The sequence below is a fragment of the Amycolatopsis sp. TRM77291 genome (assembly GCF_054166285.1).
Window position 1 is genome coordinate 8,902,549 of sequence record NZ_JBSZHF010000001.1, and the last position, 16,226, is coordinate 8,918,774.

17 protein-coding genes are annotated in these 16,226 nt (G+C 67.7%); 16 read left to right on the plus strand and 1 reads right to left on the minus strand.

Annotated features, from left to right (window positions below):
• Positions 1-180: 180 nt before the first annotated feature.
• The 15 genes from ACXIZN_RS41860 to ACXIZN_RS41930 all read left to right on the plus strand — a co-directional run bounded on the left by ACXIZN_RS41860 (position 181) and on the right by ACXIZN_RS41930 (position 14,238).
• Positions 181-2,166, plus strand: coding sequence for a M6 family metalloprotease domain-containing protein (locus ACXIZN_RS41860; protein ID WP_457960262.1), 1,986 nt, complete (start codon positions 181-183; stop codon positions 2,164-2,166).
• An 84-nt stretch (positions 2,167-2,250) separates the two neighbouring features.
• On the plus strand, positions 2,251-2,901 hold the full coding sequence (locus ACXIZN_RS41865) for an L-threonylcarbamoyladenylate synthase (RefSeq protein ID WP_457960263.1): 651 nt from the start codon (positions 2,251-2,253) through the stop codon (positions 2,899-2,901).
• A gap of 125 nt (positions 2,902-3,026) precedes the next feature.
• Entirely contained in the window at positions 3,027-4,178 is a 1,152-nt protein-coding gene (locus ACXIZN_RS41870; RefSeq protein ID WP_457960264.1) for a glycosyltransferase family 4 protein, read from the plus strand.
• A 57-nt stretch (positions 4,179-4,235) separates the two neighbouring features.
• Positions 4,236-4,691 carry a hypothetical protein gene (locus tag ACXIZN_RS41875; protein WP_063277148.1) on the plus strand — a complete coding sequence of 152 codons (456 nt, stop codon included), beginning with the start codon at positions 4,236-4,238 and terminating at the stop codon, positions 4,689-4,691.
• Positions 4,692-5,069: 378 nt separating this feature from the next.
• Positions 5,070-5,867: a F0F1 ATP synthase subunit A gene (gene atpB / locus ACXIZN_RS41880; RefSeq protein ID WP_378443760.1), complete on the plus strand. Its 798-nt coding sequence runs from the start codon at positions 5,070-5,072 to the stop codon at positions 5,865-5,867.
• A 61-nt stretch (positions 5,868-5,928) separates the two neighbouring features.
• Positions 5,929-6,183, plus strand: coding sequence for an ATP synthase subunit c family protein (locus ACXIZN_RS41885; RefSeq protein WP_063277150.1), 255 nt, complete (start codon positions 5,929-5,931; stop codon positions 6,181-6,183).
• Between the two features lie 33 nt (positions 6,184-6,216).
• Positions 6,217-6,774 (plus strand): F0F1 ATP synthase subunit B, encoded by a 558-nt coding sequence (locus ACXIZN_RS41890; protein ID WP_378443761.1) that lies wholly within the window; start codon positions 6,217-6,219, stop codon positions 6,772-6,774.
• A gap of 6 nt (positions 6,775-6,780) precedes the next feature.
• Positions 6,781-7,602 carry a F0F1 ATP synthase subunit delta gene (locus ACXIZN_RS41895; protein ID WP_378443762.1) on the plus strand — a complete coding sequence of 274 codons (822 nt, stop codon included), beginning with the start codon at positions 6,781-6,783 and terminating at the stop codon, positions 7,600-7,602.
• A 53-nt stretch (positions 7,603-7,655) separates the two neighbouring features.
• A complete protein-coding gene (atpA, locus tag ACXIZN_RS41900; RefSeq protein ID WP_457960265.1) occupies positions 7,656-9,293 on the plus strand; it encodes a F0F1 ATP synthase subunit alpha in 1,638 nt (545 codons plus the stop codon).
• 11 nt (positions 9,294-9,304) lie between these two features.
• Positions 9,305-10,243, plus strand: coding sequence for a F0F1 ATP synthase subunit gamma (locus tag ACXIZN_RS41905; RefSeq protein WP_378443764.1), 939 nt, complete (start codon positions 9,305-9,307; stop codon positions 10,241-10,243).
• Positions 10,243-11,667, plus strand: coding sequence for a F0F1 ATP synthase subunit beta (atpD, locus tag ACXIZN_RS41910; RefSeq protein WP_125673800.1), 1,425 nt, complete (start codon positions 10,243-10,245; stop codon positions 11,665-11,667). Before ACXIZN_RS41905 ends, atpD begins: the two co-directional genes overlap by 1 nt.
• Before the next feature lie 156 nt (positions 11,668-11,823).
• Positions 11,824-12,189: a F0F1 ATP synthase subunit epsilon gene (locus ACXIZN_RS41915; RefSeq protein ID WP_044852809.1), complete on the plus strand. Its 366-nt coding sequence runs from the start codon at positions 11,824-11,826 to the stop codon at positions 12,187-12,189.
• Between the two features lie 25 nt (positions 12,190-12,214).
• Positions 12,215-12,649: a DUF2550 domain-containing protein gene (locus ACXIZN_RS41920; RefSeq protein ID WP_126732655.1), complete on the plus strand. Its 435-nt coding sequence runs from the start codon at positions 12,215-12,217 to the stop codon at positions 12,647-12,649.
• A 126-nt stretch (positions 12,650-12,775) separates the two neighbouring features.
• On the plus strand, positions 12,776-14,011 hold the full coding sequence (aroA, locus tag ACXIZN_RS41925; protein ID WP_457960266.1) for a 3-phosphoshikimate 1-carboxyvinyltransferase: 1,236 nt from the start codon (positions 12,776-12,778) through the stop codon (positions 14,009-14,011).
• Positions 14,012-14,079: 68 nt separating this feature from the next.
• On the plus strand, positions 14,080-14,238 hold the full coding sequence (locus ACXIZN_RS41930; RefSeq protein ID WP_225949323.1) for a hypothetical protein: 159 nt from the start codon (positions 14,080-14,082) through the stop codon (positions 14,236-14,238).
• A 43-nt stretch (positions 14,239-14,281) separates the two neighbouring features.
• On the opposite strand, the gene ACXIZN_RS41935 is transcribed toward ACXIZN_RS41930, so the two are convergent.
• A complete protein-coding gene (locus tag ACXIZN_RS41935; protein ID WP_457960267.1) occupies positions 14,282-14,854 on the minus strand; it encodes a cob(I)yrinic acid a,c-diamide adenosyltransferase in 573 nt (190 codons plus the stop codon).
• 61 nt (positions 14,855-14,915) lie between these two features.
• Between ACXIZN_RS41935 and murA the strand changes: the two genes are divergently transcribed.
• On the plus strand, positions 14,916-16,190 hold the full coding sequence (murA, locus tag ACXIZN_RS41940; RefSeq protein ID WP_457960268.1) for a UDP-N-acetylglucosamine 1-carboxyvinyltransferase: 1,275 nt from the start codon (positions 14,916-14,918) through the stop codon (positions 16,188-16,190).
• Positions 16,191-16,226 lie beyond the last annotated feature (36 nt).

Genomic DNA, 16,226 nt, shown 5'->3' on the forward strand with positions numbered 1-16,226 from the left:
TTTCGTCCTCTGGATGCGGTACTTGCACGCGCAAGTACCGCATCCAGAGGACGAAACGCGGGAGGGCGCGGACCGATAGTTAGCGAGACTCACGACTTCCGGCGGTGCCCAGGACGAAGCCCGCCTCCTAACGTCGATCACGGCCGCCTCCTCGGCGGTCCGACTGGGAGGTGTACCCCGATGCGATCGTCTCTCCGACGAACCCCGCTCAGAACACTCGCCGTCCTCGCCACCGTCGCGCTGCTGCCGGGTCTGGTCGCCCAGCCCGCGTCAGCCGCGGTGCCGGTGCACGGCTGGCCCGCCCCGATCGACGGGTCGACCTGGGAGAACCAGGACCACATGACGTGGGACGACTACCGCAAACCGCCCGGCACGAACTGGGCCGACCCCGCGTTGAAGCCGACGAAACGGACGTTCAAGGGTGCCGTGGTGCTCGCGGACTACCCCGATCAGGAGTTCGCGGTCACGCAACCGGCGCATTCGACGGTGTTCGGCAACCCCGGCCCCGCCGCGAGCGACATCCCGCGCGCGAACGTCGCGAAGTTCTACCAGGACTTCCTGAACAAGCCGCAGGCGATCAACCGCGGCCACACCATCAACGAATACTGGATGGAGGACTCCGGCGGCCGGATGGGCGTCGACCTGACCGCGTTCGGGCCGTACCGCCTGCCCGGCAAGTCCTTCGAATACGGCATGGAATTCCAGCCCGACGCCTGTCCGCCGGACGCGAACTGCAAACGCGACCTGCGCGCCGACGCGGGCGCGGCCTGGCGGGCGGACGTCGGTGACGTCGCCAAGCAGTTCGACTTCGTCTTCTATCTTTCCGCGGGCCAGGACGAGAGCGCGACCTGGCAGGAATTCGGCGTGATGAAATTCGGCGAACCGGGGAACGTGCCCGACGAATTCGGCCCCGGTGTCGCCGGAATGCCGAACGCCGCGTCCACCCGGTACGTTCCGTGGACGTCGTGGAAATCGGCGGCGAGTATCTGGCCGAACGCGGTCCCCGGTTCCTCGACCCAGGCCGAAAGCTCGGGCCAGGCGGTCTACGCGCACGAATTGAGCCATATCCTCGGCATCGGCGACAATTACAACAACCCGTTCGGCACTCCGCTGTCCAGGACCTACACCGGTCCGTGGGAGATGATGTCGCGCGGCAGCTTCAACGGTCCCGGGGGACCGCACACGCGCTGGCAGATCCCGGCGACGCAGGGCGGCTCGATGGGGTCGCACCACATGCTGCGCACCAAGATGAAGCTCGACATCATCGACCAGGAAGACGTTCTCAAACTCGACCGGAACTCCCTAGCCACGACCGGTCCGGTCTCGGCGAGGATCACCGCTCGTTCGGTCCTTCCCGGACAGGGCGCCTACAGCGGCATGAACATCGCGCTGACCGGCGGGGACCTTTCGCCGAAATGCGACCGGTCGAAGGATCCGTTCTGCGACGGCGGCGGATTCCACAATTACACCGTCGAGGTCGTCGACCGGATGGGCAGCGATTCCTTCGCCCCCGATTCCGGGGTCATCATCGCGAAGACGAAGAACCAGGACAACGCGCCGTTCGAATGGATCGTCGACGCGAATCCGGCCGACATCGGCATGACCGACTACAAGAAGCCGGACGGCACCCCGGTGCCGATCACGATCGGCGACTACCGCCAGCTCAACGACGCGGCGTTCAAGGCGGGCACCGGTTCCGCGAGCAAGTACGAGTACACCGACGAGGCGAACAGGCTGAAGTTCCTCGTCTCGGACGTCGAGCGCGACCGCAAGGGCGTGCTGTCCTACGTCGTCACGGTGGCTTCGCTCGACGGCGCGGGCTCGCGGGCCAGGGGCGTTTCGCTGTGGCCGTCGGCCCCGGCGTTCGCCAAGCAGGGCCTCGCGAGCTGCTCGTTCCCGGTGCTCAACACCGGCGACGCGAAGGGCGCCGTGGCGCCGTACGACACCGACACCTACCGCCTGAGCGCGTCCACCAACGCGAAGGGCTGGGAGGTGCGGCTGCCGAACGAGCTGTCCACCGTCCCGTTCGGCAAGCGGTCTTCGGCGACGGCGCACGCCAAACGGGCCGCCGGCGGTGACCACGTCGCGCATATCAAGCTGACCGCGACGTCGATCGCGGATCCGGCGAAGACGGCGACGTCGTTCTGCACCGCTTTCGCCTTCTGATCCAGCCCACCTCGTGAGCGGTAAGGACGGTTAGAACCGTCCTTACCGCTCACGAGGAAAGGGACAGGGCTACCCTCAGGGGCCATGAGCGCGGTGTACGACTGCAGCAAGCATGAATCCCGGGCCGACGGGCTCGCCGCGGCGGCGAGCGCCGTGCGCTCGAGCCGTCTCGTCGTCCTCCCGACCGACACGGTCTACGGCATCGGCGCGGACGCCTTCGACAGCGGCGCCGTCCAGTCCCTGCTCCGCGCCAAGAACCGCGGCCCGGACATGCCGGTCGGCGTCCTGGTCGGCTCCTGGTCCACTGTGGACGGACTCGTGCTCGGCACGCCGCCACAGGCCCGCGCGCTCATGGAGGCGTTCTGGCCCGGCGACCTCTCCATCGTCCTGCCGCACGCGCCGAGCCTGCAGTGGGATCTGGGGCAGTCACGCGGAACGGTGATGCTGCGGATGCCGCTGCACCCGGTCGCACTGGAACTGCTGCGTGACGTCGGCCCGATGGCGGTCTCCAGCGCCAACGTCTCCGGGCGGCCGCCCGCCTCCACCGCGCAGGAGGCCGTCGACCAGCTCGGCGACAGCGTCGCGGTGTACCTCGACGGCGGATCCACCGGGGAACCCGTCCCATCCACGATGGTCGACCTCACCGGCGACGACCCGGTCATCCTGCGGGAGGGCGCGGTCAGCCGGGCCGCCGTCGCGGAGGTACTGGGCGTGCCCGCGGAGTCGCTCGCCTAGCCGTCAAGCGTGATCGGACGGACGGCTCGCGAGCGGGTCCTGGTGACAGCAGGACCGTTGGCCGCCGTATCCCCCTGACGCGGTAGCGTGTTCGAGTGACTTGGACCTCGGTGGCGTAACGCATCATGCCTCCTACGCAAGGCCTCCCGATCCGGGAATACCTCCTCGTCGCCCTCACCGCGGCGGCCGTGACCTTCCTGCTCACCGGCGTCGTGCGCCGGGTCGCGATCCGGATCGGCGCGATCGCCAACCCGCGTGCCCGCGACGTCCACGTCACCCCGATCCCGCGGATGGGCGGGATCGGCATCTTCCTCGGTGTCGCCGCCGCGATGGGGCTCGCGCACCAGCTGCCCGCGCTGAGCCGCGGTTTCGACTTCTCCTTCGACTCACTGGGCGTCCTGCTCGCCGCGGGCGTGATCTCCCTGATCGGCGCACTCGACGACCGGTTCGAGCTGGACGCCTGGACGAAACTGGCCGGCCAGGTCATGTGCGCCGGGATCCTGGTGATCTTCGGTGTGCAGTGGGTGTCGTTCTGGGTGCCGTGGGGCGGCGGTGGCGAATCCTTCGGCCAGGTGCTGGTGCTGGACAAGAACCAGGGCGCGCTGCTGACCGTCGTGCTGGTGGTCGTCATGGTCAACGCGATGAACTTCGTCGACGGCCTCGACGGGCTCGCCGGCGGTCTCGGGTTCATCGCCGCCGCGGCGACCTGCTCCTTCTCCCTGGGCCTGCTCGACTCCTCGGGTGGCGACGTCGGCGCGTACCCGCCCGCCCTCATCGCCGCCACGCTCGCCGGGGCCTGTCTGGGCTTCCTGCCGTACAACTTCCAGCCCGCGAAGATCTTCATGGGCGACTCGGGCTCGATGATGATCGGCCTCATGCTGGCGGGCGCGACGACGTCCGCGTCGGGCCGCGTGCCCTATCCGCAGTTCAGCGGTAAGGACGCCCTCGCGCTGCTCTCGCCGCTCGTCGTGGTCGCCGCGGTGCTGTTCGTGCCGATGCTCGACCTGATCATGGCGGTCATCCGCCGCACCCGCCGCGGCGAGAGCCCGTTCGCCGCGGACAAGATGCACCTGCACCACCGCCTGCTGGAGATCGGCCACTCCCAGCGCCGCGCGGTACTGCTCATCTACTTGTGGGCTGGCCTGCTCGCGTTCGGCGCCGTTTCGGTCACGCTGTTCGACAGTGCCGCGGTCTTCTGGATCGTCGGGTTCGGTTTCCTGTTGGCGACCCTGGTGTCGATCGTGCCGAGGCTGCGGTCCCGGAACCGGACCGCCTGAACCGCCCGCGTCGGCGCGGGCCTACACTGGCGGGCTGAGACGACCAGGGAGTTTTCTGTGAGCGAGACCGAGAAGACCGTCGAGGCGGAGGAGAACCCTCACGCCAAGGTGGTCCTGCAGGCGGCCAACGCGATGACGAAGGCTTCCCTGAAGCTGGTTCCGCCCGCGGTGCTGATCTGCATCGTGGTGTTCACCATCCTCAATGGACTCCCGGGCCTGCTCGGCTCGGTCGTCGGTGGCGTGCTCGCCATCGTGTCCGCCCTCGCGACGCTGGGCCTGATGCGCTTCAGCGCCGGCATGGACCCGATGTTCGTGATGGTGATCGCTCTCGGTGGTTACGTGCTCAAGATCGTCCTCCTGTTCGGGGCGCTGACGCTGCTGCGCGGAGTGAGCTCGATCCACCCGATGGCCTTGGGCGTCACCATGATCGTCGCGATCCTCGTGGCCGCCGCGGTGGAGTTCGCCGCCTTCCGCAAGACCAAGATCCCGACGATCATCCCCGCTTCCCGCTGAGCGCGGGACCGAGGTCCTGACCTGGGGCGGGACCTAGGTCCTCGGCCGATCGGGGGCAATGTAGTACGCCTGTACGGCCCGCCGGTACCCCCTGATATGGTCCGCGTATGGGCGGCGGCCTCGGTCGCCGGCTCCTGATGACGAACCCCGAACAGCAGTGTGGCGACGGCGTTGAATCGTCCCTCTTACCCGCTGGTAGGCGTCTGTCTCCCGGGAGCACTGCATCGAGAATCCTCGTGTGCGGAACGTGAAGCCGTGTTCAGCACATCGTGGGGTGGCCGCCTCCGACGGCCCGATACGTGTCGGGTACGTTAAGTCCAGATCGTGACGATTCCCCCGGCGGAGTGAACGCCGGCCGGGAGAACCGGAAGGAGCCCAGTGGGCGCGCTGGTACTAGCCGAGGGTGCGGAGTTCGCGCCGCCTGGTGTCAAAGACTTCAACCTGCCGCCGTTGTTCGGTTCCGGCTATTGGTTGAGCTTCACCAAGCCGATGCTGCTGGTGATCATCTCCCTGATCATCATCGTCACCTACTTCATGGTGACGTCGCGCCGCCTCAAGGTCGTCCCCGGCAAGGGACAGTTCATCGCCGAAAGCATTTACAACTTCGGCCGCAACAACATCGCGCGTGAGCAGATCGGATCGGCCGACTTCAAGCCGTTCATTCCGCTGATCCTGGGGCTGTTCAGCTTCGTGCTGGTGAACAACCTGTTCGGGATCATCCCGTTCTTCCAGTTCCCGACCATGGCCCGAATCGGCTTCCCGGTCGCTCTCGCGTTCCTTGTCGTTTACCCGGTGTACCACTACGTCGGGTTCAAGCGCCACGGATTCAAGGGTTACCTCAAGAAGGAACTGGCTCCGGCGGGTATTCCCGGATTCGTTCTGCCGCTGTACTCCACCATCGAGTTCGCGCAGAAGTTCTTCATCGCACCGGCCACCCTGGCCATCCGAGTCTTCGCGGCGATGTTCGCCGGGCACCTCATCATCATGGTCTTCACGCTCGGCGGGAGTTTCCTGCTGACCGAGGGCGAAGGCATCGTGAAGGTCGCGTCGCCGGTGGCGTTCCTCTTCGCCATCGCGATGACGTTCCTGGAGGCCTTCATCCAGATCCTGCAGGCGTACATCTTCGCGCTGCTGTCCGCAGGGTACATCGGCGCCGCGCTGGCGTCGGAGCACTGAGAAACACCAAAAGCCCCCGATCCGCGTGAGTCGCGCGGACCGAGTTTGAAGGGAAACGCACGTGAGCAACATCGTTCTTGCGCAGGCCGCCACCGAGGCCGTCAGCATCAACAAGGGTCTTGCCGCCATCGGTTACGGCCTGGGCGCGATCGGCCCCGGTATCGGTGTGGGTCTCATCTTCGCCGCGGTCATCAACGGAACCGCCCGTCAGCCGGAGGCCCAGGGCAAGCTCCAGGGCATCGCCTTCTCGACCTTCGTGCTGACCGAGGTGCTCGCGCTGATCGGTATCGTCATCTACTTCCTCGCCTCCGCCTAGGGCTGAGTTCCGCTCATCGCTTAAGGAGACGTTGTGCTGAAGACCGAATTGGTGTTGGCCGCCGAAGAGGCGCCCAACCCGATCGTGCCGCACGTTCCCGAGCTCATCCTCGGGTTCATCGCCTTCCTTCTGCTGCTGTTCGTTCTGAAGAAGTACGTCGTCCCGCGTTTCGAGACGGCTTACGAGGAGCGGACCAAGCTGATCGAGGGTGGCATCGAGCGGGCCGAGAAGGCTCAGGCCGAAGCCGAAGAAAACCTTGCGCAGTACAAGGCGCAGCTGGCGGAAGCCCGTTCCGAGGCCGCGAAGATCCGCGACGACGCCCGGCTCGAAGCCGAGCAGATCAAGGCGGAGCTGCGGGCCGAGGCGGAGTCCGAGTCCCAGCGCATCGTCGCCCAGGGCCAGGCTCAGCTGCAGGCCCAGAAGGCGCAGATCATCGCCGAGCTGCGCGCCGAACTCGGCCGCAACTCCGTCGAGCTGGCCAGCCGCATCGTCGGCGAGTCGCTCGCGGACGACGCGCGCCGTCACGGCACCGTGGACCGGTTCCTTGCCGAGCTGGAGACCGCGGGCGCCTCCAACGGAGCGGGAAAGTAGACCAGAATGACGCTGCATGCTGCGAGCCGTGAAGCGCTCGACCTCGCCGAGAAGCGTCTCGGCGAGGTTCTGGCCGCCGCGGGCACCGACCCGGCGACGGTCGGCGACGAGCTGCTTTCGGTCGTCGCCCTGCTGGACCGGGAGATCGGCCTGCGCCGGGCCGTCGCCGACGGTTCGGCCACGCCCGAAGCCCGGATCGGCCTCGCCCGCGGGATCCTCGCGGGCAAGGTTTCCGAGCCGGCCCTGCAGGTGCTCGACTCCGTGGCGGGCAGCCGCTGGTCGAGCCCGCGCGAACTGACCGACGGGCTCGAGGCCCTCGGCCGCTCGGCGCTGCTCACCAGTGCGGAGAAGTCCGGGAACATCGACGCTGTCGAAGACCAGTTGTTCCGGGTCACTCGTATCGTTGCGGGTGCACCGGAGCTCGAACAGGCCCTGGCCGACCTGACCGCTCCCGCCGAGGCGAAGCGGACCCTCGTCCGCACCCTGTTCGCCGACAAGGTGGACGTGGTCACCAAGACCCTCGTCGAGCAGGTCGTCCTGCGCGCCAAGGGCCGCGGGGTCGCCAACGCCCTCGAGCGGCTGGTCCAGCTGGCCGCGGAACGCCGTCAGCGCTCGGTCGCCCAGGTGACCAGCGCGAGCGCGCTGTCCGACGAGCAGCACGCTCGGCTGAGCGAGAAGCTCAACGCCCTTTACGGGCGGCAGCTCGCGCTGCACGTCGAGGTCGACCCGTCACTGGGCGGCGGACTGGTCGTCCGCGTCGGCGACGAGGTCATCGACGGCAGCACCGCGGGGCGTATCGACGCCCTGCGTCGCCGCCTGGCCGGCTGACCCACAACAACGACTTTGCACACTGGCACGAACGAAGCGAGAGCGGGATTGAAATGGCGGAGCTGACGATCTCCTCGGATGAGATCCGTAGCGCGATCGAGAACTACGTCTCGAGTTACGCCCCGGACGTGAGCCGGGAAGAAGTCGGCGTCGTCATCGACGCCGGTGACGGTATCGCCCACGTCGAGGGGCTTCCCTCGGCGATGGCCAACGAACTGCTCGAGTTCCCCGGTGGGGTCCTCGGCGTGGCGCTGAACCTGGACGCGCGTTCCATCGGTGCCGCGATCCTTGGTGACTTCGAGACCGTCGTCGAAGGCCAGGAAGTCAAGCGGACCGGTCAGGTCCTCTCGGTTCCGGTCGGCGAGGGCTACCTCGGCCGGGTCGTGAACCCGCTGGGCGCCCCGATCGACGGCCTCGGCGAGATCGAGACCACCGGCCGCCGCCCGCTGGAGGTCAAGGCCGCTTCGGTGGTCGAGCGCCAGCCGGTGTCGGAGCCGCTGCAGACCGGTATCACCGCCATCGACGCGATGACCCCGATCGGCCGTGGCCAGCGTCAGCTGATCATCGGTGACCGCAAGACCGGTAAGACGGCCGTCGCGGTGGACACGATCATCAACCAGAAGGCCAACTGGGAGTCCGGCGACCCGAAGAAGCAGGTCCGCTGCATCTACGTCGCGGTCGGACAGAAGGGCTCCACGATCGCCGCGGTGAAGAAGTCCCTCGAGGACGCCGGCGCGATGGAGTACACCACCATCGTCGCGGCCCCCGCGTCGGACTCCGCCGGCTTCAAGTGGATCGCGCCGTACACCGGCTCGGCCATCGGCCAGCACTGGATGTACGAGGGCAAGCACGTCCTCATCGTGTTCGACGACCTGACCAAGCAGGCCGACGCCTACCGCGCGATCTCGCTGCTGCTGCGTCGCCCGCCGGGCCGTGAAGCCTTCCCCGGCGACGTCTTCTACTTGCACTCCCGTCTCCTCGAGCGGTGCGCGAAGCTCTCGGACGAGCTGGGCGCGGGCTCGCTGACCGGTCTCCCGATCATCGAGACCAAGGCGAACGACGTGTCGGCCTACATTCCGACGAACGTCATTTCGATCACCGACGGTCAGTGCTTCTTCCAGTCGGACCTGTTCAACGCCGGTCAGCGCCCGGCCATCGACGTGGGTATCTCGGTCTCCCGCGTGGGTGGTGCCGCGCAGGTCAAGGCGATGAAGGACGTTTCGGGTTCGCTCCGTATCGACCTGTCGCAGTATCGCGAGCTGGAGGCCTTCGCGGCCTTCGCTTCGGACCTCGACGACGCGTCGAAGGCGCAGCTCGAGCGTGGTGCCCGCCTGTACGAGGTGCTCAAGCAGCCGCAGTACTCGCCGATCCCGGTCGAGGAGCAGGTCGTCACGGTGTACCTCGGCACGAACGGTCACTTCGACACCGTTCCGACCGAGGACGTGCGCCGCTTCCGCGACGAGTTCGTCGACTCCGCGCGCCGCAAGCACGGAGAGCTCCTCAAGGACATCCGCGAATCGGGCAAGTTCTCCAAGGAGACCGCTTCCGGGCTGGTCGACGCGGTGAACGAGTTCAAGAAGGAGTTCACCACCTCCGAGGGCAAGAGCCTGGTCGAGGTCTCCGACGCGATGGACGCCGAGAAGGTCGGGCAGGAGACCGTCAAGGTCAACAAGCCCGCCCCGAAGAAGTGAGCTGATAGCTCATGGCCGCACAACTCCGAGAACTCCGGTCGCGTATCAAGGCGACCAAGTCCATCGGCAAGATCACCAAGGCGATGGAGCTCATCGCCACCGCGCGCATCACCAAGGCGCGGGCGAAGGTCGCGGCTTCCCGGCCGTACTCGGACGAGATCACGAACGTGCTCTCGGCCCTGGCCGGAGCCTCGGCGAACCTCGACCACCCGTTGCTGGTCGAGCGTCCGAACCCGAAGCGCGCGGCGGTCCTCGTGATCACCAGCGACAAGGGTCAGTGCGGTGGGTACAACTCCAACGTGCTGAAGGCGACCGAGGAGCTCCTCACGCTGCTGCGTGAGCAGGGCAAGGAGCCGGTGCTGTACGTGACCGGCAACAAGGGCCTGAGCTTCTACAAGTTCCGCGGGCGTGAGGTGGCCGAAAGCTGGACGGGATTCTCCGACCAGCCCGGTTACGTCAACGCCGCGGAGGCCGGTGAGCTCATCGTCGAGTCGTTCCTGAACGGCGCCGACGACGAGTCGGGCAACGCCGACGGCATCCTGGGTGTCGACGAGATCCACGTCGTCTACACCGAGTTCGTCTCGATGCTCACCCAGCGTCCCGTCGCCAAGCGCGTCGCGCCGCTCGAGGTCGAGTACACCGAGGGCGAAGAGGAGAAGCCCGACAGCCTGCTCCCGAGCTACGAGTTCGAGCCCAGCGCCGAGAAGCTGCTCGCCGCGTTGCTGCCGAAGTACATCAACACGCGGCTCTTCGCGGCGATGCTCGAGTCGGCGGCGTCCGAACTCGCGGCCCGCCGTACCGCGATGAAGGCGGCGTCGGACAACGCGAACGAACTGGTGAACACGCTGACGCGGGAGGCGAACCAGGCCCGCCAGGCGCAGATCACCCAGGAGATCTCCGAAATCGTCGGTGGGGCGAACGCTCTCACCGCAGCAGGAAGTGATGACTGATGACCAGTACTGAAGCCCGTGCCAAGGGGCGCATCGTCTCGGTGACCGGCCCGGTCGTCGACGTCGAATTCCCGCGCGGTTCCGTCCCCGACCAGTTCAACGCCCTCAAGGTCGAAATCGAGTTCGAGCAGCTGCGCAAGACGGTGACGCTCGAGGTCGCCAGCCACCTCGGCGACAACCTCGTCCGCACCATTTCGCTCCAGCCGCAGGACGGCCTCGTCCGTGGCGCCGAGGTCACCGACACCGGCGGCCCCATCACGGTGCCGGTCGGCGACAAGGTCAAGGGCCACGTCTACAACGCGCTCGGCGAGTGCCTCGACGAGCCTGGCTACGGCGACGACCTCGAGCGCTGGGGCATCCACCGCAACCCGCCGTCCTTCGACCAGCTCGAGGGCAAGACGGAGATGCTGGAGACCGGCCTCAAGGTCGTCGACCTGCTGACCCCGTACGTGCAGGGTGGCAAGATCGGCCTGTTCGGCGGTGCCGGCGTCGGCAAGACGGTGCTCATCAAGGAGATGATCACCCGTGTCGCCCGGAACTTCGGTGGTACCTCGGTGTTCGCCGGTGTCGGCGAGCGCACCCGTGAGGGCAACGACCTCTTCCTGGAGATGTCCGAGGACGGCGTCATCAACGACACCGCCCTCGTCTTCGGCCAGATGGACGAGCCGCCGGGCACCCGTATGCGGGTCGCGCTGTCCGCGCTGACCATGGCGGAGTACTTCCGCGATGTGCAGAACCAGGACGTGCTGCTCTTCATCGACAACATCTTCCGGTTCACCCAGGCCGGTTCCGAGGTGTCGACCCTGCTGGGCCGTATGCCTTCGGCCGTGGGTTACCAGCCGACGCTGGCCGACGAGATGGGTCAGCTCCAGGAGCGGATCACCTCGACCCGTGGTCGTTCGATCACCTCGATGCAGGCGATCTACGTCCCCGCGGACGACTACACCGACCCGGCCCCCGCGACGACGTTCGCCCACCTGGACGCCACCACGGAGCTTTCCCGTGGCGTGTTCCAGAAGGGCATCTTCCCGGCGGTGGACCCGCTGGCGTCGACGTCGACCATTCTCGACCCGGCCATCGTCGGTGAGGACCACTACCGCGTGGCCTCCGAGGTCATCCGGATCCTGCAGAAGTACAAGGAACTGCAGGACATCATCGCGATCCTCGGTATGGACGAGCTGTCGGAAGAGGACAAGCTGACCGTTCAGCGCGCGCGCCGCATCGAGCGGTTCCTGTCGCAGAACATGCTGGTCGCCGAGGCCTTCACCGGTCAGCCGGGCTCGACCGTGCCGCTGTCGGAGACCATCGAGTCCTTCGACCGCATCACCAAGGGCGACTTCGACCACTACCCGGAGCAGGCGTTCCTGGGTATCGGTGGCCTCGAAGACCTCGAGAAGAAGTACAAGGAAATCACCAAGAAGTGATGTTCCGATGAGCGGCGGGATCAGTGTCTACTGTGGACGCTGGTCCCGTCGTTCGCATTGATTCGAGGCAAGCTTTCCCGCCGAGAATCCATGAGCAGAGGGAACCTTGAAACTCCATTACACTCGGTGCCAGCACCTGAGGTGAAGGGAAGCTACGTGGCTGAGATTTCTGTCGAGCTGGTAGCCGTCGAGCGCCGTCTCTGGTCGGGTACCGCCACGTTCGTGGTGGCGCAGACCACCGAGGGCGAGATCGGCATCATGGCCGGTCACGAGCCGGTTCTCGGCCAGCTCGTCGAGGGTGGCGTCGTGAAGGTGACGACCACGGACGGCGAGACCGTGACCGCCGCGGTGCACGGCGGGTTCCTGTCGGTCACCGCGACCGGCGTGAGCATCCTCGCCGAGAGCGCGGAGCTTTCGGACGAGATCGACGTCGACGCGGCCAAGAAGGCGCTGAGCGGCGAAGACGAGCAAGAGCGGGCTAGGGCGACCGCCCAGCTCCGCGCGGCCGGTCAGTCAGTCTGACCGGGCGAAGGACAGGGGCCGGGCCGTGGAAATCGCCGTGGGTGTTCTCGGGGCCCTGACCGTCCTGGCCGTCGTCGTGGCCTGGTATTCGTTGCGGTGGGTCCGGATGCGCCGCGGTGGTGGCGTGAGTGTCGCCCTGCGGTGGCGTCCGGACGAGGCGCGGTCCAGCTGGCATCTGGGGCTGGGCCGCTACGAGGGCGACGAGTTCGTCTGGTTCCGGGTGTGGAGCCTGCGGACCGGCCCGGACCGGGTCTTCCAGCGGGCGAGTATGGAGATCGCGGACCGGCGCGATCCCTCCGGCACGGAGGCGTACGCCGTCCCCGAAGGCTCGATCGTCCTGCGGTGTGAGTCCGCCACGCAGGAGGCGATCGAGATCGCGATGGGCCCCGGCGCCCTCACCGGCTTCCTCTCCTGGCTGGAGTCGGCCCCGCCGGGCCGCCGCCTCCCGCGCGCCTCCTGAGCACGCGTGTCGTCCGTCTGATCACGTGAGTTACGCCTTCGATCACGCGAGTTACGGCTCTGATCACGCGAGTTACGGCTCTGATCACGCGAGTTCCGCGTTCGAGCACGCCGTATGCTCACGCCCGTGACCATCGTCGACATCCCCGGCTCGAAGTCGATCACCGCCCGAGGCCTGTTCCTCGCGGCCGCCGCCCACGGGACGACCGTGCTGAGCAGGCCGCTGCGTTCGGACGACTCCGAGGGTTTCGCCGAAGGCCTCCTCAAGCTCGGCTATCAGGTCTCCCGCTCCGAGTCGGAGTGGACGATCGAGGGCAGGCCCGAGGGCCCCGCCGTCGACAGCGCCGACGTCTTCTGTCGCGACGGCGCCACCACCGCCCGCTTCCTGCCCGCACTGGCCGCCGCCGGGCACGGCATCTTCCGCTTCGACGCCTCCGAGCAGATGCGCGCCCGTCCGCTGGGGCCGCTCACCGACGCGTTGCTGGAGCTGGGCGTCGACCTCACCTTCGAAGGCGAGCCGGGCCACCATCCGCTGGTGGTCCGCGCCGCCGGGATCAAGGGCGGGGAGCTGACGCTGGACGCGGGGCTGTCGTCGCAGTTCCTGACCGCGTTGCTGCTGGTCGGACCGCTGACGGCCGAGGGGCTGCGGATCACCGTGACCGACCTCGTTTCGGTGCCGTACGTCGAGATCACCATCGCGATGATGCGGCGCTTCGGCGTCGAGGTCGTCCGGGACGGGGACACGTTCGTCGTCCCGCCCACGCCGTACCGGGCCTGCCGCTACGAGATCGAGCCCGACGCCTCGACGTCCAGTTACTTCTTCGCGGCCGCCGCGCTGACCGGCAGCTCGGTGACCGTGCCGGGCCTTGGCGAGGGCGCGTTGCAGGGTGACCTGGCCTTCGTCGAGGTCCTGCGGCAGATGGGCGCGGACGTCCAGGTGGGCCCGGACGCCGTGACCGTGACCGGGACGGGCGGGCTGCGCGGCGTCACCGTGAACATGCGCGACATCTCCGACACCGTGCCGACGCTCGCGGCCATCGCGCCGTTCGCGGACGGGCCGGTGCGGATCGAGGACGTCTACAACACGCGGATCAAGGAGTGCGACCGGCTCGCGGCGTGCGAGGAGAACCTGCGCGCGATGGGTGTTTCGGTCGAGACGGGGCGGGACTGGATCGAGATCCGGCCGGGCGTGCCGGCGGGGACCTTGGTGAAGTGCCGTCGGGACCACCGGATCGCGATGGCGTTCAGCGTCACGGGGCTGCGGACGCCGGGGATCACGCTGGACGACCCGGGTTGCGTGAAGAAGACGTTCCCCGGCTTCCACGACGCCCTCGCTTCGCTTCGGGCTTCCTGGGGCCTCTGACGCATTTAGTCCTCTGAATGCGGCATTTCTACCGGCCTTCCGGTGTGATGCACGTCTATTCTCGGTCTATGACTCAGAGCGAGGACACGAACCGCTGGAGCCACCTTCCCGAACCCGTGTCCCTGGAGGACACGATCACGATGAAGGCGATCGACCCGGGCAAGGACGGCACGCCCGAAGTCGACCTCGAGCGCTATTGGGCAGCACAGGAGCAGGGCCGATTGTGAGCTGAAGGACGCTTTCGCCACATCCGATGCGGGAAAGCGTCCTTCAACTCGCCCCGCCGGGCTGCCACAGGATGTCGCCGTCCGGATTCGCCAGCCGCGACAGGATGAACAGCAGATCCGAGAGCCGGTTCAGGTACTTGATCGCCAGCTGGTTCGTCGTGGCCTGCTCGGCCTCGAACAGCGCCCAGCCGGACCGCTCCGCCCGCCGCGCGACCGTGCGGGCCTGATGCAGGAACGCCGCACCCGGGGTGCCGCCCGGCAGGATGAACGACGTCAGCTTCGGCACGCGCTCGTTGAACTCGTCGCACCAGCCTTCCAGCCGTTCGATGTACCGCTCGGTGATCCGCAGCGGCTCGTACGGCGGGTTCTCCACGATCGGCGCGCACAGATCCGCGCCGACGTCGAAGAGATCGTTCTGCACCGCACGCAGCACCCGCGTGATCTCCTCGGACAGGCCACCCATCGCGAGCGCGAGCCCGATGACGGAATTGGCTTCGTCGACGTCGGCGTACGCGCCCAGCCGCGGCGAGGTCTTCGGCACGCGGGAGCCGTCGCCGAGCGCCGTGGTGCCGTTGTCGCCGACCTTCGTGTACACGCGGTTGATGCGAACGACCATGAAGCCGACTCTACCGGCCCGGCGTAAGGCAAATCCGGGCGAGAGGGCATGATTGGCGCCCATGAGCGAGCACTTCGACGTGCACGGCGGAGCACGGCTGGTCGGCGAGGTCGACGTGGTCGGGGCCAAGAACAGCGTCCTGAAACTGATGGCCGCGGCCCTGCTGGCCGAGGGTACGACGACCATCACGAACTGCCCCCAGATCCTCGACGTCCCCCTGATGGGCGACGTCCTGCGCAGTGTCGGCTGCGATGTCGTCATCGACGGCGACACCGCCAAGATCACCACTCCGGCCGAGCTGTCGCACCGGGCCGATTCGGCCGCGATGGGCAAGCTGCGCGCGTCGGTGTGCGTGCTGGGCCCGCTGGTCGGACGGCTCAAGCAGGCCGTCGTGGCGCTGCCGGGCGGCGACGCCATCGGCTCCCGTCCGCTGGACATGCACCAGAACGGCCTGCGCAAGCTGGGCGCCACCAGCACCATCGAGCACGGCTGCGTCGTGGCGAAGGCCGACGGGCTGCGCGGCGCGCAGATCTGGCTGGACTTCCCCAGCGTCGGCGCCACCGAGAACATCCTGATGGCCGCCGTGCTCGCCGAGGGCACCACGGTCATCGACAACGCCGCGCGCGAGCCCGAGATCGTCGACATCTGCACGATGCTGACCGAGATGGGCGCGAAGGTCGAAGGCGCGGGCACCTCGACCCTCACCGTCGAGGGCGTCGAGAAGCTCCACCCGACGGAGCACCGCGTGATCGGCGACCGGATCGTCGGCGCGACCTGGGCGTTCGCCGCCGCGATGACCCGGGGCGACCTGACCGTCCGCGGCGTCAACCCGCACTACCTCGACCTGGTCCTCGACAAGCTCCGCCTGGCGGGCGCCGAGGTCGAGACGTTCGACGGCAAGGGTTTCCGCATCGTCCAGAACGAGCGCCCGAAGGCCGTCGACTGGGTGACGCTGCCGTACCCCGGTTTCGCGACCGACCTGCAGCCGTTCGCGGTCGCGCTGTCCGCGGTCTCCGAAGGCACGTCGATGATCACGGAGAACATCTACGAGGCCCGGTTCCGCTTCATCGAGGAGATGATGCGGCTTTCCGGCGACGCGCGTACCGACGGCCACCACGCCGTCGTGCGGGGCGTGGAGAAGCTTTCGAGCGCCCCGGTGTGGGCCGCGGACATCCGCGCCGGTGCCGGGCTGGTCCTGGCCGGGCTCTGCGCGGACGGCGTCACCGAGGTCTGGGACGTCTTCCACATCGACCGCGGTTACCCGCACTTCGTCGAGAACCTGAACCGGCTCGGTGCCAGGATCGAACGCGTGGCGGGAGAGCCCGACCGGGCTTGAGCGAACGCGCGTGAAGGCCCCCTTGCCTCGCTCAGC